The organism is Paenibacillus cymbidii (assembly GCF_004764705.1).
GTDB classification, from domain to species: domain Bacteria; phylum Bacillota; class Bacilli; order Paenibacillales; family NBRC-103111; genus Paenibacillus_AN; species Paenibacillus_AN cymbidii.
This window is the reverse complement of sequence record NZ_SHLX01000033.1, coordinates 69859-84110: the sequence shown is the minus strand read 5'-3', so window position 1 is coordinate 84110 and position 14252 is coordinate 69859. Positions and strand designations below refer to the sequence as shown.

General features: G+C 45.5%; 10 protein-coding genes. 4 read left to right on the top strand and 6 right to left on the bottom strand.

Annotated elements, in window-relative coordinates; all coding sequences use genetic code 11:
• Positions 1-41: 41 nt before the first annotated feature.
• The 3 genes from EXY20_RS31785 (at position 42) to EXY20_RS31775 (ending at position 4616) form a co-directional block, all read left to right on the top strand.
• A complete protein-coding gene (locus tag EXY20_RS31785; protein WP_135556450.1) occupies positions 42-2015 on the top strand; it encodes a DEAD/DEAH box helicase family protein in 1974 nt (657 codons plus the stop codon).
• A 181-nt stretch (positions 2016-2196) separates the two neighbouring features.
• Positions 2197-4131 carry a coiled-coil domain-containing protein gene (locus EXY20_RS31780; protein WP_135556449.1) on the top strand — a complete coding sequence of 645 codons (1935 nt, stop codon included), beginning with the start codon at positions 2197-2199 and terminating at the stop codon, positions 4129-4131.
• A gap of 17 nt (positions 4132-4148) precedes the next feature.
• Positions 4149-4616 (top strand): hypothetical protein, encoded by a 468-nt coding sequence (locus tag EXY20_RS31775; RefSeq protein ID WP_135556448.1) that lies wholly within the window; start codon positions 4149-4151, stop codon positions 4614-4616.
• Positions 4617-4730: 114 nt separating this feature from the next.
• Here the strand turns inward: EXY20_RS31775 and EXY20_RS31770 are convergent, their stop codons facing one another.
• From EXY20_RS31770 to EXY20_RS31750, 6 genes are all read right to left on the bottom strand, one after another.
• A complete protein-coding gene (locus tag EXY20_RS31770) occupies positions 4731-5135 on the bottom strand; it encodes a type II toxin-antitoxin system VapC family toxin (RefSeq protein WP_135556447.1) in 405 nt (134 codons plus the stop codon).
• Positions 5132-5365 (bottom strand): hypothetical protein, encoded by a 234-nt coding sequence (locus tag EXY20_RS31765; protein WP_235886292.1) that lies wholly within the window; start codon positions 5363-5365, stop codon positions 5132-5134. Before EXY20_RS31765 ends, EXY20_RS31770 begins: the two co-directional genes overlap by 4 nt.
• A 793-nt stretch (positions 5366-6158) precedes the next feature.
• Positions 6159-7829: a hypothetical protein gene (locus EXY20_RS31760; protein ID WP_135556446.1), complete on the bottom strand. Its 1671-nt coding sequence runs from the start codon at positions 7827-7829 to the stop codon at positions 6159-6161.
• Positions 7830-7841: 12 nt separating this feature from the next.
• A complete protein-coding gene (locus EXY20_RS40150; RefSeq protein ID WP_235886291.1) occupies positions 7842-8426 on the bottom strand; it encodes a DEAD/DEAH box helicase in 585 nt (194 codons plus the stop codon).
• Complete coding sequence (locus EXY20_RS31755; protein WP_235886290.1) at positions 8320-11067, bottom strand: SNF2 helicase associated domain-containing protein; 2748 nt, start codon at positions 11065-11067, stop codon at positions 8320-8322. The genes EXY20_RS40150 and EXY20_RS31755 overlap by 107 nt, the downstream gene beginning before the upstream one ends.
• A gap of 237 nt (positions 11068-11304) precedes the next feature.
• Positions 11305-11796 carry a hypothetical protein gene (locus tag EXY20_RS31750; protein ID WP_135556445.1) on the bottom strand — a complete coding sequence of 164 codons (492 nt, stop codon included), beginning with the start codon at positions 11794-11796 and terminating at the stop codon, positions 11305-11307.
• Between the two features lie 1278 nt (positions 11797-13074).
• Between EXY20_RS31750 and EXY20_RS31745 the strand changes: the two genes are divergently transcribed.
• Positions 13075-14214 carry an acyltransferase family protein gene (locus EXY20_RS31745; protein WP_135556444.1) on the top strand — a complete coding sequence of 380 codons (1140 nt, stop codon included), beginning with the start codon at positions 13075-13077 and terminating at the stop codon, positions 14212-14214.
• Positions 14215-14252: the final 38 nt, after the last annotated feature.

Here is a 14252-nt window from a genome sequence, read left to right as displayed (position 1 = left end):
TCGAATTAGCAATATAAAAGTGGTAACAGAGGTGAGGCGTTTTGAGTTTAAGACAAGTGAAGTTAAAGGAACAATACATAACCGGGGAAGATAATCTAATCGATGAATTCTATATACCGTGTCTAGAGAACGCAAATACCTATGATCGCGCCGCGGGTTTCTTTAATTCATCTATTTATACATGTATCAAAAGTGGGTTGGAGCCATTTATCCGTAAGGGCGGTAAGATTCGTCTCATTACCAGCGCGAGACTAACGCCAGAAGATGTAGAGCTTATCCGTTCAGGGTATGAAGAGCGGGAATGGTTACAAGAGCATTTGCAGTCACTATACGATGAGTTTTACGCAAGGCGCCACAATTACGATGTGGCAAATCTCTTCTGGTTAATCAAGTGCGGTCGATTGGACATTCGAATCACAATGCCTGATTTATCGGTAATTCGTGAACAAGCGCCACTCGGAATTTTTCATGACAAAATTGGAGTTTTCTCTGATCGGTTTAATGATTTCGTCGTTTTTTTTGGCTCGAATAATGAATCGATCGGGGGTTGGTTCCATAATTTGGAATCGTTCGAGGTTTACGAAAGCTGGGATGCGGGAGTGTCCAATAGAGCGAAATCCCGGAAGCAATATTTTGAACGGCTTTGGAATGGCGATTTTAAGACAATGAAAACATATGAATTCCCAGATGCTTTTAGGAAGCAATTAATTGAGTTATCTCCCAAAGATTTTCATTATTCAAATACACATCCAAAGGAAAATGAAGTGGGTGCCAATGGCATTGCTGAGGCAGGAGCAACTTATCAAATAGAGAATAAGTGGCGGCATCAGGATGAAGCAGTAGCCACTTTTTTGAAAAATGGACATGGTATTTTGGAAATGGCGACAGGTACTGGAAAGACAAGAACATCCTTGACGATTGTTAATAAGCTACTTGAACAAAATAAAATTAACAGTGTTATTATATCGGTTGATGGAACGGATCTACTTGACCAATGGTGTGACGAAGTCAGAAAATGGACTAAGATGAAGCTGTTTCGATTTTATTCTTCCCATAAGGAGCTGTCTGCCTTCACTTTGGCTCCGGTTAATTCCGCATTAGTTGTATCAAGAGAATTTCTGGCTGATGCAATAAAGTTTTTTGGCCGTAATCCAACTAATCTTGAAAAGAGCATCATCGTATGTGATGAGGTGCATGGCCTCGGTTCTCCGTCTTCCATCACTGGACTTAGAGGGAAAATCAAAACTTTTAAATATCGACTAGGGCTAAGTGCGACTCCAGAACGCGAATATGATGAGGAAGGCAATCAATTTTTGCTTGAAGAAATAGGCGAAGTTATCTTCCGGTTTCAAATTGAAGATGCAATTCGCAGGGGGATTTTATGTGAATTTGATTATGTCCCACTGGAATTCGAAATGACGCAAGAGGATAAGAATGATATTAAGCGTTTAATCGCGGCTCATAATGCACGTAGAAAAATGGGCGAGCACGCTAGTGACGAGGAACTTTACCGAAATATTGCTAGAGTAAAGAAAGTTTCTCTTGCAAAACTTCCGGTTTTCCGTACATTTCTCAACAACCATCGTGAGGTGCTAAATCGTTCCATTATTTTTGTGGAAACGAAAGAATTTGGATTAGATGTGCAAAACATTCTGATTCAATATGAACCAAACTACCATACTTATTATGGGGATGATAATCGAAATAATTTAACCCGCTTTAGTACAGGGGAACTGAACTGCCTCATTACAAGTAAGCGAATATCTGAGGGCATTGATATTAGTTCTGTGAGTAACATCCTTCTATTTTCTGCAGATAAGGCCAAGATCCAAACGATTCAAAGGATTGGCCGAAGCTTGAGATTGGATCCAAACTCGCCAAGTAAACGTGCCAGCGTACTTGATTTTATAAGTGTGAGCGACCAAGATTCAGAACAAGATCCCGATAAATTGTCGACAGATGAACAACGTCGAATATGGTTGACGGAACTTTCAAGCATAAAGAGGGAGCGTTAGTATGCGAAATAATAATGAACTTCATGAAGCAATTGAGATAATACTCGGTCAGGCAGAAGAAGATGAGGAATTTAAACAACGTTTAAAACAACTTATCTACAATTATATTAATAATTCATACAGTGACGACGATATACACGATGTGATTGACTTGGTAAAGATTTGAAAGTGGGGTAATCACATGAAAGTTCGCATAATAGATTGGTCATACAAAGGAATACGCGGTGTCAATGATCTTGAGATTTCTCTTGTTAACCATGTCGGGGTTCCATATTCTACTACTCTCTTGATGATGCCAAATGGTACCGGAAAAACTACAACTATTACATTGTTACGAGCAGTTTTTGATGGGCAGGCAACAAACTGGTCCTCAAGTGAAGTACGAGAATTTAAACCTCCAGGCAGTCTTGTTAGAGTAGGAGAGTTTAAAGCAACGTTGATGATAGATAACCAGAGGTTTGTGATTCTCTTGCGTTTAAATTATGAACAAGGTAGAGCTGAATATAAGACATCAAGGGTAGGAGATGAAGGCGGACTTGATGATGGGCACAATCTAGTTAGCAAAGCTAAATATATCTTTACCACTGATTTTGTAAAAAGATTTATTTTTGATGGAGAATGGGCAACAAGCATTCTTCAAAGTAACAAAAGTGAAGCAGAGGATGCTATTCGATATTTATATCAGTTGAATTACATCTCCATGCTTAGTCAACGAATTAAAAATATTGTCGATCATGCGCAACAAAAGTCGGAGAATACATCGGCTAAAACAGAACAAGGACTAAACAGATTAAGAACGGATAGAGAAAAAGTCAGCAACAAACTTGGCGAGCTGCTGGAACTACAGGGGAAGTTAGAGCTTGAACTGCAAGTAAAACGAAAACGAAGTGAGGCCATCAGAACTAAAGTTTCCGAACATATTAAAGCTGATAACAATCTTCGGGTCGAAGCAGAAGAACTGGAGAGTAAGAAGAAAAAAGTCGACATTGATATTGCTGAAAAAACACAAGCTATTCTAGATGCATTTCGAAGTCCCTTTTTATTAAGTAACGCCATCCCTGAGCGGCTTCAATCCCTATCCCAAAAAATGCAACAACTTAAATTACCGAAAACAATGTCAAAGCAGTTTTTTGAGGAGCTTTCAAATCAACCATTTTGCGTCTGCGGACGTCAAATCGAAGAAGAGCATCGACATTTTATCTTAGAAAAGTCAGAGGACTACTTAGCCGATGATCAAATCAGTGTTGTTAATGCGATTAAGTTATCAATTAGAAGTTTGGAATATAATGTTGATATCAAAGATGAGGTAGATGGGCTGCAACAAAGTATTACTGAAAGATACACAATTACAAGTGACTGGGATAGGCTTCAAACGAAGCGCAAAGAAGCGGGGGATATAGAGCTTGAACAACTTGAGCAAGAACAGAGAACGCTTGAAATTGCAATTCATGATTTATCTACTACGCTAAAAAAATTGATAACAAAAGATAAAGCCGAACAGACAAATTTGGAGTATGATCAGAACATCCCACTTTGTAGAGAAAAGTTAGCAGAAGCTGAGAAAAGACTTGAAGAAGCAACCGGTACTGTTAATTTATCGAAAAAAGCTGCCAAAACGAAGCAGTACCTCGAGCTAATAGAAAAGGAGGCATTAAAAAAATTAAAAGAAAAGATTAAACAGAACACCAACGAGAAAATTTCCAGTATTATACGTACAGAATCAATTCATGTTGAAAAAATTGATGGTCATTTGTCACTCAAAAATAAGTCAGGGGCAAGTGTAGGTCAAACTCTAGCTATCGCCTATTCATTCCTAGGTTCGATGTTTGAAGCTTCTTCATATGAGCTTCCGTTTGTGGTTGACTCTCCTGCAGGTGCCTTAGATTTGGATGTCCGAAGAGAGGTTTCAGTAATATTGCCAAATTTATTTGAACAGCTAATTATTTTTATTACATCAGGTGAGCGCGGCGGCTTTGCGGACTTTTTTTATCGAATGGGTGATAAGGTACAATTTTTGACTATTTCAAGAGCACTTGGTGAAAGCGCGACATGCATTGAGGGAAGAGATACGTTTCAGACATTTCAAGACCATGAACAAGAAAAAGAGATTAGCTAAGAAAGGAAGAACTGTACTTGGCCTTTAAATTACCGAAGGGTGCTGCGGATTATTTCCGGTTGATTAAAGAACAACCTGGTGGCGTGAAATTTAAATATGATTTTGATATTTACTACTTGTGTTTAATGGTCGGTCTTGCAAAGCGTAAACTCGGGGATATAGATAGAATTAGACCCGATCACTTCACAGATTCTTACCCTGGTCCATACGCAGACAAATTATATTTGATTGCGGGATTACTTGTTGACGCAGAAATGGATCGAAAAAAGATTGAGTCTCACAACCGAGACAGTATTCAAAATCTGATTTTATCACTCATCGATCATGAGGAGCCAACTAAATTAAGTTCTAATGGGTTTGATTTTCTAAACCGTTATGCAGCCGGAGGACTAGACATTATCAGTGATAACATTTCCCGTACGCGAGAGTTGGAGGCCTTTCTCGTACATTATTACAATTTGTTAAATTCAGATGCTATCGCATAAAGCTGCTTCAGTATCTGGATTTGAAAGGGAGAGCATTTATTCGCTCTCCCTTCCCTTACATGTACAGACCAAGAGTGTGAAAAACCCAAGTCGTCTTCTACGTTGTCTTTATCATCATACTTTTAACAAAGTCATCCCATACTCATTCGTAACAAAGTTCATGTCTGAATCGCGGGAAACCAGTATCAAATTAGCTGTAAAGGCAGTTGCAATAATGAGCGCATCAGGAGTTTTTATTTTCCGCCCCTTGCTTCTTTGTTCGCTTTGCATGGAAGCTGCTTTTCTTGAGACAGCGGAATCGACATGTAATATATGCCTAGGGGAGAATAGCCTTTCTGCGATTAAGAACTGATTGTGTTTGACACCACTCAATACTTCACATTCCGTAATCGTCGAAAAGAATATTCGCCGTTTTTCTTCTTGGGCTTGTCGTACTAAGTTAATGGCGGTATGATCGTTGTCCAGAATGGCGATGACGATGTTTGAATCAAATAAATATCCGGAGTGGTTGTGGGTCACTTTCCCCAACCCTCCCGTGACTCCTGAATGTGATCTAATAATTCTTGCGCTTCCCCAGGCTTCAGAATTCCAGCCACACTTAAAATGTCATCGACTGAGTAATCATCAAAGTCCTCGATGGTTTCTGCTTCAAGATCTATGACAAGCTTCTTGGTGGAAATATTGTTTTCAGATAAAAACTCCCTTAAATCTTTTGCTATATGAGGATGGAGTTTGCGTACCATTGACATGGAGAACCACTCCTTTATCAAAATAAGTTGCTATGTTGCTAAATCGTTTCGCTTTCCGCGATCTTCTTCGATCTTTACTTATAAACAATTATACCCGATAATGTAATGAATGGATACGGCCGCGGCACATAGAACGAGCTATTATCGTGTGCCTTTCATGTACAATTGGGGTTAATGTTAATGCCCACAACGTGCCCACATTTTGCCCACGAACTCAACCCACACATCTTACCCACACGGATTTATTGAACTATTTTCTGAAGAATATCGGATAAAATCGTCACATAAAGACTCAAAAAACACATGAAAAAGCCTTTGTCTCATGGGCGGCATGATGTAATAACAAGGCTGAAAAGCCTTGAATTGCTTAAGGATAGCGGCCCTTTGGGGCCGCTATTTTTTTACATATGGGCAACCAAAATAGCCCATGAAAAATGACCTATTGCCCCTTATCGCCCGGCACGACGGAAATAGCCAGTGAAAACACTGGTTATTTGTCCGTGGTCGCCTTCAAATAGGCACTCCAAGCGAAATAGCCAGTGAAATTACTGGCTATTTCGTATGGACGGCCCGTTTTTGGCAAAATAGGCAAGAAAACATGGCCTATGTTGCTGGCCAGCCCCCCTTGCATTGCCCGCCGAATCGTCCCGCCCTTCTTACGTGGCAGTGCTGGAGCGAATTATGGAGCTGTTTACGACGGGCGCCCGGCTGGGGCATTATCGAGACCTTGGGAGTGCTTCGATTCATGGAAGCTGCCAATGAAAGCAGAATGACGGGAAGCACGATCTATTCGTTATGCCGACAGCTTCCGGCGATTCCATTTCAGGCCGAGCGACACGCACGCATAGGCGACGATGAAGCTGGTGACGAATGTGGCAAGTCCGGAAAATCCGGCTTCCAACGTAACCGATTTGGTATCCACCACAGCCGAGCTGCCGCGCACGCTGATGCCGATTTGCATCAGCATCGTCAGGATGGACAAAAGCCCGGCATAAGCGACGCTGAAAACCATCGCCACTTTGGATGAATGGCCGAGGTCCTGTTTCATACGTTTGCCGGCGAGCAGAAAAAGTACGATCGGGAGGAGGGCTGCCGCGATCAGAAACCCGTACCATTCCGCTGCATATTCGTTCATTCCTGCGCCTTGAATGCCGGTAAATACGGACACTTCCAACTGCTTTCCCTGTCCCGCGAAAATATTCGTCATATGGAAAACACTGCCGTTGGCGATCCCCCACACATAAACAGCCAACTGCGGCAGCAGCAACACCAGCACAGTAGACAGCGAGCCCTTGATCCAGAGCAAAACAAGCGCGTACAACAAACTGGCGCCAACGCCGTACAGGAGCGTCAACATCGCCTGATGAACCGCTTCGCCATAAGGAATGACGCCGCTGCGCCAATGCTTGCCCCAGCGGAACCCGGTTAACCGCAGCATCGCGCCGAACAAGCTGAATGCAGCGCCGAGCACCAAACCGTTCCACAAAGCGCTTGCCAGCGAAAAACGGTAAGCGACATCGATGCTCCCGATTTTGCCGGGAAGATCAACCGCAGTGGAAAAGCCGGCCAACGACGCCAGCAGCATCAGAAATAGCGCATTGGCTGCGCCCATGACAAGCGACAGCCACAAGGCTTGTTTGGCCGATTTCACCCGCATGCGCCAAGCCGCCACATAGCCCCCGATTGCAAAAGCGAGCAAAGGAACCAGCAGAAATGCATAAATGCCCGCATGAACATTCAATTCGCTAGCAACGACATTGCCGCCGATGTGCAAGGTCGCTTTCGACGCCACATTATGTACAAGGAGATAGGTCAAAGGCACATCCAGCAGATCGAAATCCGTCGCGTGTTGAAAATCGGTCAATGCCGACCATTTACTCTGAAGCGCGTCGCGGACTTTACCCGCCGCGCGTTCGCTTAATGGGCCGCCGAGTAAGCCGGGTTTGACTTCGTCCAGCTTTTCCTTGACTTGGTCGGCGGCGCCTTGCACGCGCTCCGCAACGGCTGATTTGCCGCTTGCCACGGCTTGGTCGAGCAGTCGGTTGGCGACCGTGCTGATGGCCAAACAAAACGCCAGGAGCAGGATAACGGACAGAAAGGCACCGAAGCCGCCAAACCTCCACACCGGATGAACGCCGGTACGCGCCACGCCGTGAGCGGAGTCCCCCTTTGCTGGTTCCCCGCCGACTGAATCAGGAAAGTTGTAGCCGGATAGGGCGTTTGCTCCGTCCTGGCCGCGTCGTTCCTGCAATTCGTGCAGCATACGATCCCAACCGTCGATGGTGTGCGAAATGGCGGTCAGTTCGGGGTCGGAAATATGTCCGGCCGCAATTTTGGCATGTGCGACATGACCCAGTTCAATAACGGACTTCTCGCGGCTTGCCATCAGCTGCGTAGCTTCCCGCTCGCGGCCGTACTGGTGCCGTACTTTTTGCCAAACGGTTGGCATCTGCCATTTCGTCAAAGCGATTCCCCCTTACATACTCAACAATTCGCGAATATCCTGTTCGGAAAGCGCGGAGAGCGCCTCGTCCCCGGGCTGGATGATGGCGGCGATCAGGTCTTTTTTGCGCTGCTGCAGTTCGTACATGCGTTCCTCGATCGTGCCTTCCGTAAGCAGTCGAATCACTTGAACGACATTCTTCTGTCCCATCCGATGGGCGCGGTCGGTTGCTTGTTGCTCGACAGCCGGGTTCCACCACAGGTCATACAAAATAACTGTGGCCGCTCCGGTCAGGTTCAATCCCGTGCCGCCGGCCTTCAGCGAGATGAGAAACACGTCGTGCCAGCCTTCGTTAAATTGTTTGCACAACTCGACCCGTTCGCGCGAAGGGGTTTGCCCGTCGAGATAATAGCAGCCAATGCCGCGCGTCGCAAGCTCCGTACGAATGATGGCCAGCATGGAGGTGAACTGCGAGAAGACGAGCATCCGGTTACCGCTGCTGCGGCATTCGTCAACAATGTCCAGCAACTGCTCCAGCTTGCCGGAATCCCCCTTGTAGTTCTCGACGAACAGCGCCGGGTGGCAGCAAATTTGCCGCAGCCTTGTCAGGCCGGCCAAAATTTTCATCCTGCTTTTGTTGAAGCCTTCGGCTTGCAGTTGTACGGTTTCGATTTTGTCGGGCAGTTCCTTGAGCACGTCCTGCTTCATTTCTGCGAAGGACGAACAGTCGGACACGCATGGCGATTTGTTCGGGCTTCAATTTGTTGAAAGCATCCTTGCCGGCGAACAAGTCAGGAAAAACAGCATCGAAAATGGACCAAAGTTCTTCCGCCCTGTTCTCGACCGGCGTTCCGGTCAGCGCGAAGCGTTTGTCCGCCTGGATATCCTTGACGGCTTGAGCGGTTTGGGTAGTGTGGTTCTTGATCGCCTGCGCTTCGTCAAGAATGAGACAAGAGAACCGCTGCACGGTGTATTGGTCGAGATCGCGGCGCAGCAACGGGTAAGAGGTAATGAGCACATCGATGTCCGCAAGCTCGTCCAGCACGCCGCTCCGTTCCAGCTTGCCGCCTGCCGCAACCGCCGTTCTCAACTCGGGGGCAAATTTATGCAGCTCGTTTCGCCAGTTATACACAAGCGATGCCGGGCAAACGATCAGCGCCGGCGGCGTGTCCGGTATCGTGTTTCGCTGTCGCTCCGACAAGAGGAAGGCGATTGCTTGCAGCGTTTTTCCAAGTCCCATGTCATCGGCCAAAATACCGCCAAACCCGTAATGGGAGAGCGTGCCCATCCATTGGAAACCGATCTTCTGGTAGTCGCGCATGATCGGCGACAAGGAATCCGGTACGGCAAATTCCAGATTGTCCGGGTTGCGCAGGTTGTCGAACATTTCCCGCAGCGCTTTGCCCAGTTTCACTTGCGGCATCGATTCCTTGGCATCCAGCAGCGCAAAACCGCGCATTATCGGAAGCTTGATAGAGCCACTGCTGAGCTCCTTGCTGCGAATCCCCGTCTCGTCGATGAAATCTCCCAATTCCTGAAAGTCGTCCGCTTCGAGGGAGAGGAAGGCGCCGCCGGACAGCTTGACGTACTTCTTCTTCTCCACCAAGCTTCGCAGAATCGTGCGGATATCGCTGTCGTCAATACCTTCCAGGCTGAACTGCACGTGGAGCCAGTTGGTGCGGTGATCGATGTCCACGGAAGCTTTGGGCGTATGGGTCGTCTTGTGCATCGCGGCGCGCAAAGCCGACGTTACATAAATATCGGAGACCGTCTCCAGTTGCGGCAGTAGGTGGTAGAGAAACTTATAGACAGCTTGCTCGTCCGCCAGCTCGAGCGAGTCCGACCGCGAGGGGGCCCACTCGACCTGGCGGAGAAAGTCGAGCACCTGCTGTTCTTGTTGCGAATCCCGCACCAGGATGCGGCGTTCTTCCGGCGGCGTGTGCGGAGCTTGGATGTTCGCCGCGGTGAGCACGATATCTCCATAATGAAATTCGAGCCGCGCTGTCAGAAGCTCGTTCGTCAGATCCAGGTACAGCTTGCTTCGCAGCGGAGCGTTCATGATACGATCCGTAATGTGCTCGGCAATATCGACATGGCCGATTCGTCGGAATTGCGGGACTACCCGGTCCAGGAATGGATCCATCTTGTTGACGGGAATCCAGACATGCATCGATGCCTCTTGCGCAGCCTGCGGCTGGAAAGCCGTTCTCAGCTCGGCTATACGGGTTAAGAGGGAGGGATCGAGCTTGTGCAGCCTGTTCACCACAATGGCGAATCCATAATCGGGCATGGGCACGATCTCCTTCAGCCCCACGCTGTCCAGCCGATAGCCTTGTTCATTGGCTTCGCTCAATCGAAACTTCAGCGGCAGCGGCTCGTTGGTAACGGTTATCGCGCCTTGGCCCATTTCATCCACATACAGCCTGGCGGAAGCTTGCACCAGCAGCGGCAGCAACTTCTCCCAGGCATTCGGCGGGATCAGCAAATGCCGGTCTGCATTATGGAAGCGATAGCCGCCGGAATAACTGCTGCCGAACTGGCTGCGATAAGCCACATCCACTCGATGCACTTCTACGAGTTGGTCGATGATCATTTGATCAAGCTCGCCGAAAGTGTGAAGCGCCGGGTCGTAGCTGAAGCTGTTCGTGAAGAAATGCTTTTGATTCTGCTTGATGTTCTTCAGCAGCTCATTTATTTTCTGCACGACCAAGGGGCGTTTTGGACCGATCTTGATTTCGAGCGAAAAGAGGGGGATGCTGGATGACCTTGCATGAGCGTTGACGATATATTCCACGCACAACGGCTCGTCCGTTTCCGCGGTCCCGCGGGCAGTTGCCGAAGACGAGCTGCTGAATAACGAGAGCAAACTGTTTGTGAGCAGGATATCTCTTTTTGAAATACCGGGGGCAGGTGCGGTTGATGCGGAAGCAGTCATCGGAAGTGTCGTAGCAGATGCGGATCGTTGGACGTATGACGTTTGTGGAGAGTGAATTTTGAATAATACGGCCGCGATATGCTTGCAAAAATAATTCGGATAAAAGGCGGGGCAGGTGCAGCTGCCTTCAATTCCCTCCACGTCGTCGATCGAAACGGTTACTCTGTAGCGTTTGGAGCCCGTAACGGCTGCTTTGTGCGATAAGGTATCCGGGTTATAGCTCAGGCTGGTTACTCTACCCGCTTGAAAATACGATCTCCCGTGCGTATATGAGGTAAAGCCGCAAGCGTCTTTAATTTCATCCAGTGTGAGGGTTGGGCTCATCGTTAAATAGATCCTCCTAGCCAAGGCTTCGCATTTGCTGCAATTCCTCTCATTATAGCATAATGACAAAAAGAGGAGCCCAACTGATAGGCCCCTCTTTTCTTCTTTGTTGCGGCGGCGGCTTTCGAACCGAATTACTTCGTCAGTTTGTCGTACAGCGCTTGATCGGCTTGTCCGGTTTTCTTCAGCGCAGCCAAGTAATAGCGAACTGCCGAACGATCGGTTGTGTTCTGGAAGTTAACCGCGGCCATCGCCGGTTTCAGCACTTCCGCTGTGCCGGCATAATTCTTGTCTGCAAATGCCATCTGTCCCATCGACAACCGTATCGATGTCGAGCTGACTTTTCGGCAGTGTCGTCAAGAACTGCTGCTTCTCTGCAACCGTAGCAAACAATGCCTGCGCTTGGTCAAAATACTTCTTCTTCGTTGCTGCATCGTTATTGTTCGCCGCGGCGACGCCCAATTGCCCCATCAAGTCCAGGGCGCGTTCATAGAAACTGGAGCGATTGTTGGCCGGATTCGGCGCATCGACCACTTGCGTATCCCAGGGGAACAGGCGAATGCCGTCCAGCATGACATCAAGCGCTTGCGCTGGCTGCTGCAGCACCATGGCGTGAGAATAACGCTCTTCGAATACGCCGCGATTATACGGCTCTTTTTTCGCCACTTTTTCGACTATATAGAACGAATCATTGAAACTCCAAAAGTAGAGAGGAAATTCTCCATCCACGTCGAACCGATAGAGTAAGCGTCTGGACGAAGCGTGGGAAGGAATGGATAACAAGGAAGCCTGACTGAAATGGAAGAACGACTAAAACCTACAAAAGATTCTGGGGTTGCAGACGATTTGGCTACGCATCATGGGGATGCCTGTCAAGGAAATTGCGAGCATCTTGAGCCGCTCCGAGAAAACGTTTAGCGGCTATATTCATATGAAACCGTAGGGCTATCCGCTCTCCAGATGAAATTCTCTCCCTGACGCTCCTCATGGTTGATCGTGGAACAGCGGAAAGCGTTGAAATAAGAGATTGTGAATTGGACCTTGTAATTTATGGCCGATTATCGGACTTACTAGGGATACTGCTACTCGAAACGTGGGGGATCAAAGGTCATGGAACACCTGAAGATAAGCTTTAAAAAGCCGATGTATACGTTGGCTGCAGCGGACCCGGTCAAACTGCAATTTTTGTCGAAGAAACGTTTCGAACGTTAAAAAGGGGCTAAACGGACAAAATTGCTCACCCTTTTTTTGAGGAAGAAAGCATGATTCGAGACTACAAAGCCCTAGGGCTACCTGGTTTGAAAAGGGAAAGCAGCGCATCGTCCAAAACACCGTAGCGTGAAGTTAATTTCAACGATTAATTTTTGCAGTGGTCAGATCGTTTGGCGTGAGGATGAAACCTACTATGCCGAAACGTTTTTGACTTTCCTCAAGAAGGTATGTGATGTTTGTTTATTGCACCCCCATGGGGTGAAGCGTATTCTAAAGAGCTAAAAGACACGAGTTTGGCGAATTCATGTAAACCTCTTTGTACTTTACCTTATCACCCGGATTATTTGCTGCTGAAAATCAAATTGATAGATCAGACGTATGAACTATTGAAAGAAGATGCATGGAAAAAAGCGTATATGGATAAATCCGTTAAGCTATATAAGTTGAATTAAAGAAATTCCACGATACGATTAGATTCCATACGAACACGGGGACGATCAATGAAAGCTTAGAGGTTTTGCATCATCGCGTTCATGAAAGCAGAGACATTCGTTAGGATTCCGGCTAAGCCATTGTTTGCCACATTGTCCTCCAGACACTTCCATAATCCTTCCTCAATATTTCAGTTGGGGACAATACGACGGAAGGAAAACGAGGGTCATTCGCTTGTTCTCATTTAGAAACAGTTCCATCAACTTGCGTGATGAATCCAAAATAGTACGATTGCAGAATAATATGAGCTTTTTATTGTCACGCTCTTCACGATAATCTATAATTCTACGAGAGGTGTAGAAAATGTTTAAATTTATTAAGGAGCACTACCTGTATCTAACAAATTCTTCAAAGTATCCAGGTGTTGATCTGCTTCGGGCAATTGCGGTTTGTCTAGTAATCTCATACCATTTTGGTCTATACCGCATTACTTATTACATACAAAAAATTGGATGGGTCGGTGTTGATTTGTTTTTTGTATTGTCAGGATTTCTTATAGGCGGTATGTTGATTCAAGAATATGAAAAAAACAATTCCATAAATTTTAAAGAATTTTACAAACGGCGATTCCTTCGTATATATCCGATTTACATTTCCGTCACTATTATTACGATAATGGGTCACTTATTTGTAACGAAAACATATAATTTTGAATTAGTAACATTTATCAATCAATTCTTCATTGATGCAGTGTTCTTACAAAGTTACGTTCGATATGATAGCACCTTAATTGCTGAAGGTACGTGGTCACTTGTCATCGAGGAATTTTTCTATTTGTTTGCTCCATTTGTTATTTTGTCCACATTGTGGATCTCGAAAAAGAACTTAATGGTCTTGCTTAAAGTAATGTCGGTCATATTTTTGAGCGGATGTCTCACTAGAATTTATCTTAATCGTAATGTAGCACTTGATGATGATAATTGGCATTTTGCACATTCAATTTTACCTCAAGCTCGATACGATGAATTAGTATTAGGAATTATTGTCGCTATTATAGTTAGAATGGGATTATTAAAAAAATTATGGCCGAAAATGTATATAATTGGATGTATTTTATTTTTAATGGTATATATCTACATATTTCAACATCCAGTAATCTTTGAAAAACCTTATATGATGACTTATCAAACATATTATATCTATACAATTCTCTCGTTTTCTTTTGGATGTATCTTGCTTTCCGTAGTTCAAATGAAAATAGAGATAAAGGCAATAAATATTATTGCAAGAATTTCTTACTGTGCATACCTTGTTCAATTTATCCCTGGTCTTTTCATTCCAAAGATATTCTTTAATTTAGATCAAGGTTTGAGATTCATAGTTATTTTATTCTTAGCTTACCTACTTTCGTTGCTTATAGAATATCCGTTTATCCGTCTGTATAAAGGAAAAGTTGTCCCTAATCAACAAAAAACAAGTGAACCCGTTGTAGTTTCAATCTAAACATAGTTCATATGTAGTGTATCGGAGAAGCTAATTTT

Excerpts from the sequence above, each read along its gene's own strand:
- EXY20_RS31780 (WP_135556449.1), top strand. The coding sequence starts at position 2,197 with ATGAAAGTTCGCATAATAGATTGGTCATACAAAGGAATACGCGGTGTC.
- EXY20_RS31765 (WP_235886292.1), bottom strand. The coding sequence starts at position 5,365 with ATGTCAATGGTACGCAAACTCCATCCTCATATAGCAAAAGATTTAAGG.
- EXY20_RS31755 (WP_235886290.1), bottom strand. The coding sequence starts at position 11,067 with ATGAGCCCAACCCTCACACTGGATGAAATTAAAGACGCTTGCGGCTTT.
- EXY20_RS31745 (WP_135556444.1), top strand. The coding sequence starts at position 13,075 with ATGTTTAAATTTATTAAGGAGCACTACCTGTATCTAACAAATTCTTCA.